13 protein-coding genes are annotated in these 14,481 nt (G+C 56.1%); 6 read left to right on the top strand and 7 right to left on the bottom strand.

Translation table 11 applies throughout. The annotated features are described in order from the left end of the window. Positions 1-4: 4 nt before the first annotated feature. Positions 5-2,506 (bottom strand): malto-oligosyltrehalose synthase, encoded by a 2,502-nt coding sequence (gene treY, locus RQ935_RS07150; RefSeq protein ID WP_311497772.1) that lies wholly within the window; start codon positions 2,504-2,506, stop codon positions 5-7. Positions 2,507-2,557: 51 nt separating this feature from the next. Here treY and RQ935_RS07145 point away from each other — a divergent pair, with 51 nt between their 5' ends. From RQ935_RS07145 to RQ935_RS07130, 4 genes are all read left to right on the top strand, one after another. Next, on the top strand, positions 2,558-4,249 hold the full coding sequence (locus RQ935_RS07145; protein WP_311497771.1) for a glycoside hydrolase family 13 protein: 1,692 nt from the start codon (positions 2,558-2,560) through the stop codon (positions 4,247-4,249). A 21-nt stretch (positions 4,250-4,270) separates the two neighbouring features. Beyond that, a complete protein-coding gene (locus RQ935_RS07140; RefSeq protein WP_311497770.1) occupies positions 4,271-4,852 on the top strand; it encodes an FKBP-type peptidyl-prolyl cis-trans isomerase in 582 nt (193 codons plus the stop codon). 18 nt (positions 4,853-4,870) lie between these two features. Further along, entirely contained in the window at positions 4,871-5,491 is a 621-nt protein-coding gene (gene dcd / locus RQ935_RS07135) for a dCTP deaminase (protein WP_296180903.1), read from the top strand. 132 nt (positions 5,492-5,623) lie between these two features. Next, on the top strand, positions 5,624-6,661 hold the full coding sequence (locus RQ935_RS07130) for a hypothetical protein (RefSeq protein ID WP_311497769.1): 1,038 nt from the start codon (positions 5,624-5,626) through the stop codon (positions 6,659-6,661). A 22-nt stretch (positions 6,662-6,683) separates the two neighbouring features. Here RQ935_RS07130 and RQ935_RS07125 read toward each other — a convergent pair whose 3' ends face one another. From RQ935_RS07125 to RQ935_RS07115, 3 genes are all read right to left on the bottom strand, one after another. Then, complete coding sequence (locus RQ935_RS07125; RefSeq protein ID WP_297723054.1) at positions 6,684-6,947, bottom strand: DUF4235 domain-containing protein; 264 nt, start codon at positions 6,945-6,947, stop codon at positions 6,684-6,686. Positions 6,948-7,073: 126 nt separating this feature from the next. Then, positions 7,074-8,405, bottom strand: a complete 1,332-nt coding sequence (locus RQ935_RS07120; RefSeq protein WP_311497768.1) for a DUF4921 family protein — start codon at positions 8,403-8,405, stop codon at positions 7,074-7,076. Positions 8,406-8,440: 35 nt separating this feature from the next. Continuing rightward, complete coding sequence (locus RQ935_RS07115; protein ID WP_297723058.1) at positions 8,441-8,848, bottom strand: ACT domain-containing protein; 408 nt, start codon at positions 8,846-8,848, stop codon at positions 8,441-8,443. A gap of 199 nt (positions 8,849-9,047) precedes the next feature. Here RQ935_RS07115 and RQ935_RS07110 point away from each other — a divergent pair, with 199 nt between their 5' ends. Beyond that, positions 9,048-10,793 (top strand): ABC transporter ATP-binding protein, encoded by a 1,746-nt coding sequence (locus RQ935_RS07110; RefSeq protein WP_311497767.1) that lies wholly within the window; start codon positions 9,048-9,050, stop codon positions 10,791-10,793. Then, positions 10,793-12,649 (top strand): ABC transporter ATP-binding protein, encoded by a 1,857-nt coding sequence (locus RQ935_RS07105; protein WP_311497766.1) that lies wholly within the window; start codon positions 10,793-10,795, stop codon positions 12,647-12,649. Before RQ935_RS07110 ends, RQ935_RS07105 begins: the two co-directional genes overlap by 1 nt. Before the next feature lie 49 nt (positions 12,650-12,698). On the opposite strand, the gene RQ935_RS07100 is transcribed toward RQ935_RS07105, so the two are convergent. The 3 genes from RQ935_RS07100 to RQ935_RS07090 form a co-directional block, all read right to left on the bottom strand. Beyond that, complete coding sequence (locus RQ935_RS07100) at positions 12,699-13,376, bottom strand: histidine phosphatase family protein (protein WP_311497765.1); 678 nt, start codon at positions 13,374-13,376, stop codon at positions 12,699-12,701. Positions 13,377-13,427: 51 nt separating this feature from the next. After that, a complete protein-coding gene (locus tag RQ935_RS07095; RefSeq protein ID WP_311497764.1) occupies positions 13,428-14,255 on the bottom strand; it encodes an HAD-IB family hydrolase in 828 nt (275 codons plus the stop codon). A gap of 80 nt (positions 14,256-14,335) precedes the next feature. Further along, positions 14,336-14,434 carry a 30S ribosomal protein bS22 gene (locus RQ935_RS07090; RefSeq protein ID WP_003792170.1) on the bottom strand — a complete coding sequence of 33 codons (99 nt, stop codon included), beginning with the start codon at positions 14,432-14,434 and terminating at the stop codon, positions 14,336-14,338. Between the last annotated feature and the right edge of the window lie 47 nt (positions 14,435-14,481).

The raw sequence follows: 14,481 nt of genomic DNA, 5'->3' as shown, positions 1-14,481 counted from the left end.
TGTTTTACTCCGCCCGCAACAATACTTCTACCGGCCAAGTTGTCAGCATTTGGGATATCGAGTGTGCCCCCTGCGGGTAGTAGGTTCCAGTGAGAACGGAATGCCAACTGCCAGCAGGAAGAATGACTTGTGTATCGTGATAGCTAAATCCGTGTTTCTGAGGAACTGTTCCAAAATCCGCCACGCAGACCACTTTCATCTCGCTATCCGTGCCTCTTCCGAAAGCTAGCAAAGAAGAAGATGTGGTTGCTAGGGGTTGATAAATACCTTTTGGAGAGGCAAAAATAGATGGAAAGTTTCGGCGTAGTCGAAGGAGTCTTGAGGTCAACCAGAGTTTTTCCGCCGATAAATTGGCAGGGGTCTCTCCAGTATCCAGAGATTTAAGGGCATCTTGGAGTTCTTGAAAATCAACCAAACCGCGATTGTCCGGATCAACGAGTAGGTAACGCAGAGATTCGCAACCTTGATAATTATCTGCTACCCCTGGAGCCAGCAGCTGCACAGCTTTGCTTGCCAGAATAACCGTGCGAATTTCCGCGAAATGAGAGTCATAGAAGTTTTGGAAAATTTCCAACACATCAGGGTCGGCTAACAGATTCCCCGCGAATTCCGTAGTTTCATGTTCGGCTTGTTTCGCCGGGTTAATCCAGCTGGTCCATAGTTTTTGTTCCCTAGCGGACTTCAAAACATATTCTTGCAGTCGGTCAGGAGCAATCGGTTGGTTAGTGTTCCAAGTTCCTGCAATAGTCTGATAGATAAAGTTTTCGATAGAGCCTCGCAAAGTCGCTGGGCGGTAATGGAGCGAGAGACGGCGTACTTGCTTCACCAGTTCAATCCAAGCATTGTAGTCTTGGGTGATTACGCTCATTTGCGCCCGCACATCTTCACTGCGTTTAGAATCGTGGGTTGACAACGAAGTCATCCCAACCGGCCAATTGCTCTGCATCAACTGAGCCCAGGAGTGGAAATCGTCCGGAGTCATTCCGAATCGTCCTGGGTTTCCCCCGACTTCGCATAGTTCACTGAGATGAGTCCACCTATAGAAGGTTGTGTCTTCCACGCCCTTGGCCATGGTGGCTCCACAAACTTGTTGGAACGAGACTTGCAACTGTGCCAGTTCCTTCATTTCTGTCAACCTCTCAGCCCCCACGGATTTTCCCTCAAGTAGTGCCAGGAGAATCTCTAAGGTATCGTGTTGTTTTTCAGGGAGGTTGTCGCGGGCGATGGCGCCGGCTTGATTCAGGGCATCTTCGGAAGCAGAATCAAGTGGCTGGCCTTGAACGAAATATGTCCGATAGCGATCCATAGCCACAATCAGTTCCGTTAGACATTCGGTCAGTGACTTCATGGTCGTGTCGCGTAAGCGAATATCAGATGAGCACACTGTGTGAGCCAATTTCGCCAATCGGTTCAGTTCTGTGCGTAAGGGGCCGCTCAGAACTTCGTGCTTAGACTGTTTGACCTTTTTGGAGTAGTCGGTCAGGGCATCCCCGGTTATTTCTTCCATCAAAATCCCCAGTGGAACTATGGCTTGAGGATTAACTGACAGTTGCCCTAATCGGTAGGAGCAGTCGTAGCCCGTGGTACCCGCAACCTTCCAAGCAGCGGGTAAATCCTCATTTTCTGCCAGGATTTTCTCGGTAACAATCCAGATTCCACCTGTTGCTTCGTGGAGTCGTGAGAAGTATCCGGCCGGGTCAGCTAGACCATCACTGTGATCGATGCGTAAACCGTCAATCAAACCTCGGTTTACCATCTCGAGGATTTTCATGTGCGTGGCTTGGAATACCTCCGGGTCTTCAACCCGCAATCCCACTAAACTTCCGATGTCAAAAAAACGTCGATAGTTCAGTTCTTCATTGGTAATTTCCCAGTGAGCCAAGCGGTAGTTTTGTTTTTCTAAAAGGACTTCAAGAGGCAGGTCTGCGGTTCCTTCCGCTAAGGGAAAAATATGATTGAAGTATCTCAGCACCTGTTGAGGCTCCAGCTGAGTATCGGAAACCTGCAAATCTTGGACTTCGAGTTGTCCCTCTGTAAGGACCTTCCCGATGGGTTCCCCAAGAATTGGCAAAAGTACGGGTTCTTCAGTTTCGATGTCAAACCATTTTACGTAGGGGGATTCACGACCGTAACGGAGTACCGACCATATTTGCCGATTGTGATAGAGCGGAGTAGGAAATGCCATGTGATTAGGTACCACATCAACAACTAATCCCATGTTTGCTCTATGAATACTTTCAGATAGGGCCACAAAGGCATCTTCTCCGCCAAGGTCGGTAGAAATCCTCGAGTGGTCAACCACGTCGTAGCCATGATTCGACCCTGGAGCAGCCTGCAAAATAGGTGAAAGATAAACGTCAGTGATTCCCAAGAAATCGAGATAGGGCAGTAATTCATTCGCTTGGTTAAATCCAAACTCAGGGCTTAGTTGAATTCGGTAGGTGCTGACTGGTTGGTGCTTACCTGTTCGTGGGACGTGGTCGTGAGCCAGCATGATAGAGGGCATCGTAAACTCCTTTCAGCAATTTCTACCCTACCTGTTGTTAGAGTGAGAGACATGGATATAGATTGGTGGAAAGATGCGGTAATTTACCAGATTTACCCCCGCTCGTTCTTTGATCACAGCGGGGATGGTATGGGAGATTTGCAGGGGATTATCGACAAACTGGACTATTTATCGTCTCTAGGTGTGGATGCCTTGTGGATTAGTCCGTTCTATCCTTCCCCAGCATTCGACGGTGGCTACGATGTGTCTGAATACTGCGATATTGATCCAGTATTCGGGACAATGGCCGATTTTGACCAACTGTTAGAGGAATCTCACAGCCGTGGTTTGAAGGTCATCATTGACTTGGTACCAAACCATACGTCCTGGTCCCACGCTTGGTTCAAAGAAGCGCTGGGGGATTCTCCTGGTTCCCGGGCACGGTCTCGATACGTGTTTCGCTATTCTCAAAATCCCCCTAATAACTGGGGCTCAATGTTCGGGGGGAGCGCTTGGTCGCGAGTCCAGGAGCTGACCGGTAAGGCCGAAGATCGCGACTGGTGGTACTTGCACCTTTTTTCCAGTCAGCAGCCAGATTTGAATTGGGGAAACCCTGATGTTCAAGAATTTTTCCTAGATATTCTGGGATTCTGGTTAGATAAAGGCGTGGATGGATTTCGGGTTGACGTGGCCCACGGTTTGATAAAGAATCCCGCTTTTCCTGATGATAAGTTGGGTTTAGAACGTTGGGAATATGCCGATGCGAATGGTCCCTACAGCAACCAGCCGTACTACGACCAAGATCGTGTCCACGAAATTTACCGAAGCTGGCGTCATCTGTGTAACCGTTACAATCCACCGCGCATGATGGTTGGGGAAGTATGGGTCCGTCCCCGTGAGCGGGCAAGCGCCTATGCCAGACCGGATGAAATGCATCAGGTTTTTAATTTTGATTTTCTGCATTGTCCCTTCGATTATCGTCTACTGCGTCAGATAATCACCGAATCACTACGAGTAGACGGCGCGGTTGGTGCCCCCTCAACCTGGGTGCTTGCCAATCACGACCAACTTCGAGCCAGAACACGTTTGGGCTATCCGGCAGGGGCCATGCTAGAACGGGGGATCGGCGCAGGGGATCCCCAACCTGATTGGGAAATTGGTTTACTTCGAGCTCGTGCGGCCTTACTTTTAATGCTTGCTTTGCCCGGTTCAGCCTATATTTTTCAAGGCGAGGAATTGGGCCTTCCTGACTTTACGATGATGGACGATGCGGCACGTCGTGATCCGACTTGGGAACGTACCAATCACCAAGTTCGCGGCAGAGATTCCAGTCGTGTACCTCTTCCTTGGTCTACAGGAAGGCCAAACTACGGATTTTCTGATGCTAAGCCTTGGTTGCCGCAGCCTTCGGATTGGGATGATTTGACAGTAGAAAACCAAGAAAAGGATGCGGACTCAACTCTATGCCTGTATCGGGAATCGTTGCGGTTACGGAAAGAATGGCAACTGGGCAGTGGTTCGTTGACATGGGACAATGCCCCGACACGAGTGTTGGCTTTCCATAACGGGCAATTGCACTGCTGGGTGAATACTTCCATTCTTCCAGTAAATCTGCCCCCCGGTTCACAAGTGATTCTGTCCTCCACAGGTCATCCGGAATCGCCAGATGCTGTAAATTGCTCCGTTGGTAACAGTGCGACCAGCGGCTCCTCGCCGGTGTTAGAACCTAACGTCACGATGTGGTTTACGCGGGTTGACAAATGATTTTTCCGCTAGGGTGTAACCATGACTGTGAAAATTGTTCCTAAACTGTTGCTCCTCACTGGCGCTGCGGCGCTGACCTTGAGCTTGAGTGCCTGCTCGACCCAGGCCAAAGACCAGGCCGCCAGCCAGAGCCCGGCCGCGTCCAACTCCGCCACCCCCACTCCTGAAGAACCCAAGTCCACCCCTGCTGCCGTCGTCGAGGGCGACCGCCCCCAGGTGGTCGGTTCCGGAGCCGAGACCGCGGTAGGGTTCCCCAAGGATATGCCTGCCCCAGAACAGAACACTGCGTGGGTCGTCCAAGAGGGGACGGGCGCGGTGGTCAGTGAGACCGACACCGTCACCGCTAACTACGTGGGTCAAGTGTGGGGCCAAGGGGCCATCTTCGATTCTTCCTTTGCCCGCGGGGAAGCCGCATCGTTCAGCTTGCAGCAGGTCATTCCCGGCTGGACTCAGGGGTTAGCCGGGCAAAAGGTCGGGGCGAAAGTTATCCTCGGGATTCCTTCTGAGATGGCTTATGGTCAGCAGGGCCGTCCGCCGGCAATTCCGCCAAACTCGCCCTTGGCTTTTTATGTGGAAATCGTTGACGCCCAACCCGCTTCTTAGAGGCGATAGCATGGTGCCATGCTGATTTCTGACCGTGATATACGTGCTTTAGTAGCCCAAGGCAAAGTCGTGCTGGATCCCTGGGATCCTGATGCGGTGCAGCCCGCCTCGGTGGACATTCGCCTGGACCGATACTTTCGCCTGTTCGATAACCACAAATATGGCTTAATCGATCCGTCGAAGGAGCAAACTGAGCTGACGCGCCTGGTGGATACCGGTGACAAACCGCTCATCTTGCACCCGGGCGAGTTCGTGTTGGGCTCCACCTTTGAACACGTGACCCTGCCCGATGACGTCGCGGCGCGCTTGGAAGGGAAATCCTCGCTGGGACGCTTGGGCCTGTTGACTCACTCGACGGCGGGATTCATCGACCCGGGCTTTACCGGGCATATCACCCTGGAACTGTCCAACACGGCGACCATGCCGATCGCCCTGTACCCGGGCATGAAAATCGGTCAGCTGTGTTTCTTCCAGATGTCCTCCCCGTCCGAGGCTCCCTATGGCTCCGGCGCGAAAGGCTCCCGCTACCAGGGTCAGCGCGGCCCTACCGCCTCGCGTTCTTACCTGAACTTCAGCCGGGTGGAGGTCCCGGAAGGGCGCGGGATTGTGGCTGTACCACACCCCGACACGGAACTGTGAACCGCTTTCCCCCGTCGCGGGCGCGGTGGAACAACGCCGTGAACGTGCTTGCCCCCTACGACCCAGATGAGCCCCCCCGGCAGCACAGCCTCGGTAACGGCCCCCAGACCAGACTTAGGAAGGAAGAAAATCATGTTGTCACCGGCCAATCGTCACGATTCTCTGGATTTGCCTGCCGCCGAGCCTTTTCACCTGCTGGCGGTAGCCGACGACGTGCAGCCCGAAGAAATCGATATTCTGGCCGGACAAATCTGGACTGGGTGTTCCCGCCTGGGGCCGGGGCTTTTAGAGCTTGAGAAAGAGGCGTATCTGACCGGTCCGTGGGATTTGACGCCGGAGGCGATTGTGGGATTGGGGCTGCCCAGCCGCCTGAAGTTCGCGTATTTAGCGGGTGTTCCTGCTTTGCGCGGTAAACCGGTGCCGCAGTGGCTGCAGGACCGCGACCCCTTGTGGGACGCGTTTCGAGAAGGCGGCCCAGAAGGGTTGGAACTCGAAGTTTTGCAAGGGCTGCGGCGCATGGCGCGACGTTTGGCTGGCGCCTTGCGGTTCTCGACCGGGCCCATCATCGTGCCGGATCCGGATTCCGCGGTGAGCTTGCGGGTCTTGTCTGAAATTTGGTTGGAGCCCGCGGCCTGCCTCCAGGTGGTGCAGCGAGCCTTGCCTATCGCGACCCTGCTGATGGGAAACGAAACCGAACAGACACAGCGCAGCTCGGGACCTAAAACACCTCAACTGACCACCCCAGAGGAGCGCGCCAACTATGACCCCGACGGCTTGCGCTCCCGCATCCAATCTGGAGTCAGCCCGGACGAGCGCGCGTGGCTACACGCGGAAGCGGAAGCCTACGACGAGGCCGCCATGTCCATGCCAATGATGGTCGACGCTTACGCCATAGCTGCTGACGTGACCCAAAAATCATCTGTTCACGTGGTGGTGCAGGGAGAGACCGCTATTCCCCCGGCTTTGGGACACGCCGAAGATGGCTGCGTGAGCTACGCCATTTCCTGGATAGCCCCGGAAATCACCATCACTGAGGAAAGTAAACTGAAACGCGCGATGCGCCTGGACCGGCTGACCGTCATTGATGCCATAGAAGCCGTGGCCAGGGAGTTGGCAGAAGCGACTCACGGGGTCATTATTGACCAGGACGATTTTGTCGTTTCCCTCTAAGCCCGGACTCGAACTGACACCCCTAGACGCGTTCGATGCCGGCTTCGCTGTGCTTGTTTATCCACCACTGACTGGCGGTACGCACGGTAAAACGCCTGATAATGGCTAACAAAACCCCGGAAAGAACCGCGAAAACGATGGCTTGAGCCAACCCGACCTCGATGTCGTCCTCCTTGGGAGGATTGGCTCCGGTGGCGATTCTCCATCCCAACCTGACGATATTGTCGCTGACCAGACCGGCCGCGGCCACAGCCGCCACATTCACAACTTTTTGTCCGATGTCCACGTTTTCTCCTTAAATCTCTGTCAGGTTTACGCCAAACAACAGTGTCCCCTCCATGTTATCGGGTCAGGCCTCGGTTCGGTCGAGAGTACCGCCGCGGGTTTCGCCAGTGTGGTCGCGCGGGGCGGGCTATTCCCCCAGGGGATTTTTTGGCAGACGATATTCGTTGCCCAGCCGCAGCGAGGGCGCGATGAGGCCTTGCTCGCGTTTTTTCTCGAGCAGCGTCACCATTTCGTCTCGCAGCGTCCACGGGTCGACCGAGTTGAGGTAGATTCGGGTGGAGCCTTCAAAGCCCGCCAAGGTCGAGGTGCGTTGTTTTAGCAGGATGCGGAACCGCATAGGGACGTCGAGGTCAACAGGTCGGTGGTACCACTCCTCGTTGGTGGGTACTGCGGGCCCGACCGCGCAGTGCAGCGCGTGCAACACGTCAGAAATCCCATCGACCTGTTCGCGAGTGTATTCCCACGGCAGCAGCGCTGGTCCCAGCGGCCAGACCGCGATGGTCTGATAGCGGTGACCGAAGTCGGCGAACCCTACCGCGTAGTCGTTGCCCAGAATCATCATTTGCCGGTGACCCACATAGTGCAGGATTTGGCGATAAATCGCCGGGTTGGCTGCCACGCGCGCCGCTTCGGCTTCAATCTGGACCCCGTATTCGTCCACCGCTACCAGCTGTTTATGCAGGTGGTCGAATGACGCTCCGGCTGGTTTCAACCAATTCTGGAAAGCGGTGACGTATTTCACGGCGGGATTCAAGTTGTATAAATCTTTCAGGGCGGCGATGGTGTAGCCGATATACGCACGGTGTTCCGCAACACTCAAGGTCCCGGCTGAAGCGTTTTGATCCGTCCGGGTCGCCCCGTCCACGTAGTGACGTCGCGCCACGATAACGTCGTGCCCCCCGGCAAACAGGCCGTTGGCGTATTGCAGTAGGGCATCATCGGGAATAGTTTCCGGATGGTCCTCACCGGAAGCCTCCAGGCGCATTTTTACCACGTGCAAAACGTGGTCGTATCCCGCGGCGGAGGCCAGGTAGTCGGCCATGCGCCGGTTTTGGGCCTCGGTGGGGTAGTGGTTGTGGTTTTCGTGCCAGTAATCGTAGGAAACAATCTCAAAAAGGTTGGGAATTCGCCGAAACTCCGCGACCATGTCTTGCATGGAGGCGGCGGGCAGGCCCTCGATTTTGTGGAACTTTGCGTCTAAGCCTTTGACCAGCCGGGATTTTTCCGGCGGGGTGTCGAAGTAGCGGTCCGTGCAAAAGGCGCAGGTGTTGGTGAACTCGGAAGGAAGCAGCAGTCGTGGCCGGTCGAGCAGAACGCGCCGGTGGGAGTGGGGACGGTTCCCGCGGCCCGTCACCGTCCACACTTGGGTCCCGGTCAGGGGGTTGCGCTGTTTGATGGTGCCATCTGCCATCCGAACCATCGGGTCAGGATTCAGCAGGAGAGGGTTTCTATCCTTCATTCTGAACAGTATTCCTTTGGGGTTGGCGCCCGGGCTTACATATTGAGCCAGGCTTTGGCTTGGCCGGACACATCTTCGAGTACGGCTTTAGCCTCGGCCGCCAGTTTTGACGGCACAAAAATATGGGTGTGATAGATACCTGAAAAAATGTTTGCCGGAATGGAACGGGAGGACAGCACTTGGGCAATCCCCGAGTTCAACCCCACCACGTCCAAAGATCCCGGCGCTGACAGGGTAATAATCGTGTAGGGGTCCGCAGTGCTGAGACCGGCGCGGGCGGCTTCTTCCAAAGTCACCCCGATAGTGATGCCTTCCGGTTCGCGAATCAACGCGACCGGCTCCACGTCGGGTGGTAGCTCGGTGACGCTGGCGAACACGTACTCCACCCCAATCCGGGGGTCAATCTGGGCCAGCATTTGTTCGTATGTGGCGTTCTCGCTCATAAAATCCTATTCAATCGTTTCTCGGGGGTCTTCCCCGGTGACGTGACCTTTTCATTCTAACCGTCCGGGGGTGCTCTTGCCCCAAGCCTCGGGAAATGTATGCCAGTTTCAGCGAAAAAGCGAAGTTATGCGTCCCCTAGGAATTTGTGCCAAACTGACTACTGGTTTTTAAATTATTTAACTAATCTCGGAGGTCCTGATGCTGTTTAAGCTGTGGCGAGAGCATATGCCGCGGCGTTGGACCTTCCTGGTAATAGTGATTATTGCCCAGGTCGTGCAATGTTTAGCCAGCCTGTGGTTGCCGACTTTGAACGCGGACATCATCAACGACGGCATCGTGAGCGAAAACCTCGCCCTGATCTGGAAACTCGGTGGCATCATGCTGGTCGCGACCGTCATTCAGACCCTCGGGATGGTCGTCTCGGCGTATTTCAGCGGTCGAATTGCCATGTGGATTGGTCGCGATGTGCGCCAAAAGGTCTATGACCAGGTATTGACTTTCAGCTCGTCCCAAATGCACCGCTTCGGTTCCGCCTCGCTGATTACCCGTGCCACCAACGACATCAACCAGGTGCAAGGCGTGATTCTGATGACTTTCATCATCATGATTCAAGCCCCCATAATGGGCGTGGGCGCGGTCATCATGGCGGTGTCTCTAGACGCCCCGCTGTCCTTGCTGTTCCTGGTGGCGGTGCCGGTGCTGCTGCTGGTGGTGGGTATCTTGATGCACTTCATGTCGCCTTTGTTCAAAGTTCAGCAGGAACGTATCGACGCGGTGGCGGCGCGTATCCGCGAGGCGCTTTCCGGGGTGCGTATCGTGCGGGCTTTTGGCCGCAAAACGTTCATGAACGAACGTTTCGATACCGCTAATCGGGATTTGCGTGATGTCGCTTTGCGCCTGGGTAACCTGTTCGCACTGATGATTCCCGCGGTGCAGCTCATCGTGATGCTCTCCTCGATAGGGGTTATCTGGTTCGGGGCGGGCCGCTACTCTTCGGGCCAGATGGAAATCGGGGATATTGTCGCTTTCCTGACCTACCTGATGCAGCTGCTCGGAGCGGTCATGATGGCTTCGTTCATGTTCGTGATGGTGCCTCGTGCCGAGGTGTGTGCCAAACGTTTGTCTGAAGTCATCTCGACCCCTCCCGAAATCAGCACACCCCACACTCCTGTGGCTTTCCCCGCAGAGCCGTTTACCTTGGCTTTCGAGGGAGTTTCGGTGGGTTTTGCGGGTGCCAGCCGGTCTTTGCTGCAGGACCTGAACTTCCGTATCGAGCCGGGCCAGAGCACCGCCATCATCGGCTCCACCGGCAGCGGCAAAACCTCCCTTTTGCGCCTGATGATGCGGTCCTTGGACCCCACCGCCGGACAGATTACGGTCAACGGTGTGGACTTGCGAGACCTCGACCTGCACCAGTGGCACCGCCACATCGCTTACGTTCCCCAAAACAGCTACCTGTTCTCGGGCACTATTGCCTCCACCGTTTCCGGGATGGAGACGGCGCAAATCACGGGTGAGGTACGTGAGAAGGTCTGGGTGGCGTTGCGTCGGGCACAAGCCGGGGACTTTGTGTCTGCCTTGGACGGCGGCCTGGACGCTGAGGTTAGTGCGGGGGGCAAGAATTTTTCCGGCGGGCAGCGTCAGCGGCTTTCGGTGGCACGAGCCCTGTTTCGGGGCTCTGCGCTGGTGTTTCTCGATGATCCGTTTTCGGCTCTGGATTTTGCTACCGAGGCGAAGCTGCGTGGCGAGCTCAAAAGTTTGGAGGGGCCGGTCAGCCTGATTTTTGTGGCGCAGCGTATCGCTTCGGTGCGTCACGCAGATCAAATCATCGTGTTGGATGAGGGCCGGATGGTGGGTCTGGGAACCCATGAGCAGCTGTTGGCTGACTGCGGAGCTTACCAAGAAATCGTGGAGTCCCAGCTGTCCTTGGAGGAGGTGCCATAATGCCTCCAAATCAGAGACGCTCTGTTCGGCGGGGCCCGCACGGGGCACCCAACCCGCACGATAAGCCCCGCAACGCCCGCGCGGCTTGGCGCCGGCTATTCGTTGAGCTTAAGCCTTTCCTGGGATTAATCGGGCTGGAATTTTTCATGATTCTGGCTGGAACCATCTCGATGAGCCTGGTTCCCGCAATTCTCGGTTTCGCCACGGATAACATTCTGGCCGGAAAAGTGGACCGTCTGGTACAAAACCTCGTGGTGGCATTGGGCCTCAGTATCGTCGCCGCAATCTTGGGCTACCTGGGGCAACGTATCAACCGGCTGGTGGTGCAGCGTTTGGGCTATCGGCTACGAAATGCCGCCAACGATAAGGTCAACCGGCTGTCCGTGTCTTACCTGGAGTCTCACGACCGGGGCGACCTGGTGTCTCGCACCACTAACGATGTCGATAACATCACCCAGACCCTGCAGCAGGTTCTGGGGCGAGCCTTGGACTCGCTCATTTCCATTGTGGCGGTCACGGTGATGATGTTCGTGATTTCCCCGTGGCTGGCGTTGTTGACCCTGCTGATTTTGCCTATCGTCGGGGCGGGGGCCGGGTTCATCATGAAAAAGTCCCAGCCCTACTTTAAGCAACAATGGGACCAAACCGGGGTGGTCTCGACCCTGGTCGAGGAATCCTTCTCCGGGCAACAAATCCTCACCTTGCACGGTTTGGCACCAACCTATTCCCAACGTTTCGCGGGGGAAAATGAGACGTTCACCCAAGCCAGTTTCAAAGCCCAGTTCATCTCCATGCTGATGCAGCCAATGCTGATTTTGGTGTCTAACCTGTCCTTTGTTTTGGTTGCGGTAATCGGTGCTTGGTTCGTGCTGTCCGGCATGATGACCATCGGGGGAGTCCAGGCATTTATTCAATACTCGCGCAACTTTTCTATGCCGCTGGCTGCGGTCATGCAGATTTTGAACCTGATGCAAAGCGCGCTGGCCAGCGCCGAGCGCCTGTTCGGATTCATTGACGAAACCGATTCCGAAATCGAAACCGATCGGGTGGCCCCGCTCATCTGCGGACCCGACCCCACTTCTGAACGTTACGAGGGAACGGCCGACTGCGGCGCGGCGCTACAGGACGGTCGCATCGTGTTCGACAACGTGACGTTCTCGTACGTGGCCAGCAAACCCGTCATCCGAGACCTGAACCTGACCGTAGAAAAGGGTCAATCCATCGCTATCGTGGGTCCCACCGGAGCGGGCAAAACCACCCTAGTGAACCTGTTGGAACGCTACGTTGACCCTGATAGCGGCACCATCACCCTGGGCGGCCTCGACATCCGCCGAATTCCGATTGAGCGGCTGCGGGCCGAAATCGGCATGGTGGCGCAAGACCCGTGGCTCATTGACGACACGATTCGCGCCAACATTGCCTTTGGCCAGCCCGCACCGGACCCGACCGCGGTGCAACTGGCAGCGACTCAATCCGGACTGGACTCCCTGGTGAAAGCCCTGCCGGCCGGATACGACACGTTGATTGACAACGATTCCACGGCGCTGTCAGCCGGGGAAAAACAGCTCCTCACCATAGCGCGAGCCTTTTACGCCGACCGATCTATCCTCATTCTGGACGAGGCAACTTCCGCGGTTGATACCCGCACTGAACTGCAGCTGGCCAAGGCGATGTCGCGGCTGGGCCACGGGAAAACGACCTTCACCATCGCGCATCGGCTCTCCACGATTCGCGGCGCGGACATTATCCTGGTCATTGACGAGGGCCGCCTAGTGGAATCTGGCAACCATGAACAATTGCTGGCCCAACGCGGCGCTTACTACCAGCTGTATCACAGCCAGTTTAAGCACGTGTGAGAGGTGCGTCCCGTCGACCCGCGCTTCAGAAATCGCGCAATTTTGCGAATCAGTGACCGGTATTGACCGCGGCACTGGAACTGCCCGGCGTCACGTCACGGGACTGAGCCACCAGTGATTCCGCTGGTGAGGCGTAATGCAAGCCAATCAAGGTGGCGTTGTCGAAATAAAACGAGGTCACGGAGGCCAGGGCGCACTCGCGTTTCCGCGGATCGTGCACTAAGGACTTTCCCTCCACGAAACGCCGCAGGGTCCAAATCGGCAGCTGGTGAGAAACGACCAGCGATTCCCGGCCCGGGGGAGTCAGGGCTCTCGCGTGGGCGACCGCGCGAAACATTCGCTGGGCGATATCTCGGTAGTGTTCCCCCCAGGACGGTAGCCAGGGTGCCACATACAGCGGCCAGTATCGCGGGTGGGCCAAGGTCAGCGAGGAACGGTGAATCTTTTGCCCGCGCAGCTTGTTGCCCGCCTCGGTCAGACGCGAATCGGTGAAAACGGGCAGCTGGAAAATTTCGGCCGCGGGGGCGGCGCTTTCCTGCGCGCGTTGCAGCGGGGAGGACATAATCATGGCAATATCGCGGTTTTCCTCCGCCAGCCAGCGAGCCGTCAGCGCCGTCATTTCCCGGCCCCGCTCGGTCAGTCCAAAGCCGTCAAGCCGTTCGTACAGCACCCCTTCGGGATTATCGACTTCGCCGTGGCGCATCAGGTGGACGGTGGTCAGAGCCATGGTTCCTCACTTTTCGGGGTTGACGGTCAGCGGTTATCAGATTTTAGGCCGTTAGCGGCGCCAGGGAAACAGGAAATGCAATACCCGCCCCAAGGCGCGCAAAATCCGGCGAATCCCGTATCTCCAGAGGACGCGCAGGGTCCACAGGATACCAATCGTGATGGCGGGGAGGTAGCGGCTGCGCACCTTGATGGCAATATCCAGGCGGCGGTGCGCAAAGTCATAAACCGGCCAGTGCCGACGTTTGGCAATCCGGCGTAACTTCGGTTCAGGATTGACCACGCGGGGGTGTCCGACCAGGTTAAAGAGCTTTTCGTCGGACATGGAGTCGGAATAGGCGTAGCACTGTTTCAGGTCGTAGTCGTGTTCCCAAGACAGTTCCAGCACCGCTTTGGCTTTCATGGTGCCGTGCATCAGAGACTGCGGCATCTTTCCGGTGTAGCGTCCCCACTCATCGACTTCCACTACCGTGCCCAAAGCCCCGGTCAGGCCCAGGCGATGTGCCATAGATTGGGCGATTTCTCGGGGGGTGGCGGAAACCAACCAGACATCGTGCCCAGCGTCAAGGTGCTTTTGAATAATGTCCAAGGCTCCCGGAAACAGACGTTCCTGCAGGAAACGGTCATAAAGTTCCTCGCCGACCAGGGCCAAATCCGATTCCAGTTTGCCTTCGATAATTTGCAGGGACCGTTTTTTCACCTGCTCTACACGGTGGATGTTTTCTCCGAAAATGACGTAAAGCAGGGCCTGGCGAGCCGCAAACACAAAAAAATCCAGCCCGAAGTAGCCGCGGGAGTACAAGTCCCGGGCCAGGTACCAGGTCGAGGCGCCGCGAATCAAGGTGCCGTCGACATCAAAGAAAGCTGCGATTTTCGCCACGTATCAATCTTACTGAAGTGTTGATGAGACGCCCAGAAAAACGTGCGCGGGCCCGGAGTAAAATCCGAGCCCGCCGACGTCTACTTCTTGTTACGACGCTGATGACGCGTCTTACGAAGCAACTTGCGGTGCTTCTTTTTCGCCATCCGCTTGCGACGCTTCTTAATAACGGAACCCACGCCGACCTCCTAAAATAACTGCTGCCGCCTGTCGCGCAGCAAATAAC

The organism is uncultured Mobiluncus sp. (assembly GCF_963511525.1).
Taxonomy (GTDB): domain Bacteria; phylum Actinomycetota; class Actinomycetes; order Actinomycetales; family Actinomycetaceae; genus Mobiluncus.
The sequence above is the reverse complement of the archived record's forward strand: the minus strand, read 5'-3'. Positions and strand labels throughout refer to the sequence as shown.

Bases quoted from the DNA above. Each gene is read 5' to 3' on its own strand.
- treY (WP_311497772.1), bottom strand. From the start codon at position 2,506: ATGCCCTCTATCATGCTGGCTCACGACCACGTCCCACGAACAGGTAAG.
- dcd (WP_296180903.1), top strand. From the start codon at position 4,871: ATGCTGATTTCTGACCGTGATATACGTGCTTTAGTAGCCCAAGGCAAA.
- RQ935_RS07110 (WP_311497767.1), top strand. From the start codon at position 9,048: ATGCTGTTTAAGCTGTGGCGAGAGCATATGCCGCGGCGTTGGACCTTC.
- RQ935_RS07120 (WP_311497768.1), bottom strand. From the start codon at position 8,405: ATGAAGGATAGAAACCCTCTCCTGCTGAATCCTGACCCGATGGTTCGG.
- RQ935_RS07105 (WP_311497766.1), top strand. From the start codon at position 10,793: ATGCCTCCAAATCAGAGACGCTCTGTTCGGCGGGGCCCGCACGGGGCA.
- RQ935_RS07145 (WP_311497771.1), top strand. From the start codon at position 2,558: ATGGATATAGATTGGTGGAAAGATGCGGTAATTTACCAGATTTACCCC.
- RQ935_RS07100 (WP_311497765.1), bottom strand. From the start codon at position 13,376: ATGGCTCTGACCACCGTCCACCTGATGCGCCACGGCGAAGTCGATAAT.
- RQ935_RS07130 (WP_311497769.1), top strand. From the start codon at position 5,624: ATGTTGTCACCGGCCAATCGTCACGATTCTCTGGATTTGCCTGCCGCC.
- RQ935_RS07140 (WP_311497770.1), top strand. From the start codon at position 4,271: ATGACTGTGAAAATTGTTCCTAAACTGTTGCTCCTCACTGGCGCTGCG.
- RQ935_RS07115 (WP_297723058.1), bottom strand. From the start codon at position 8,848: ATGAGCGAGAACGCCACATACGAACAAATGCTGGCCCAGATTGACCCC.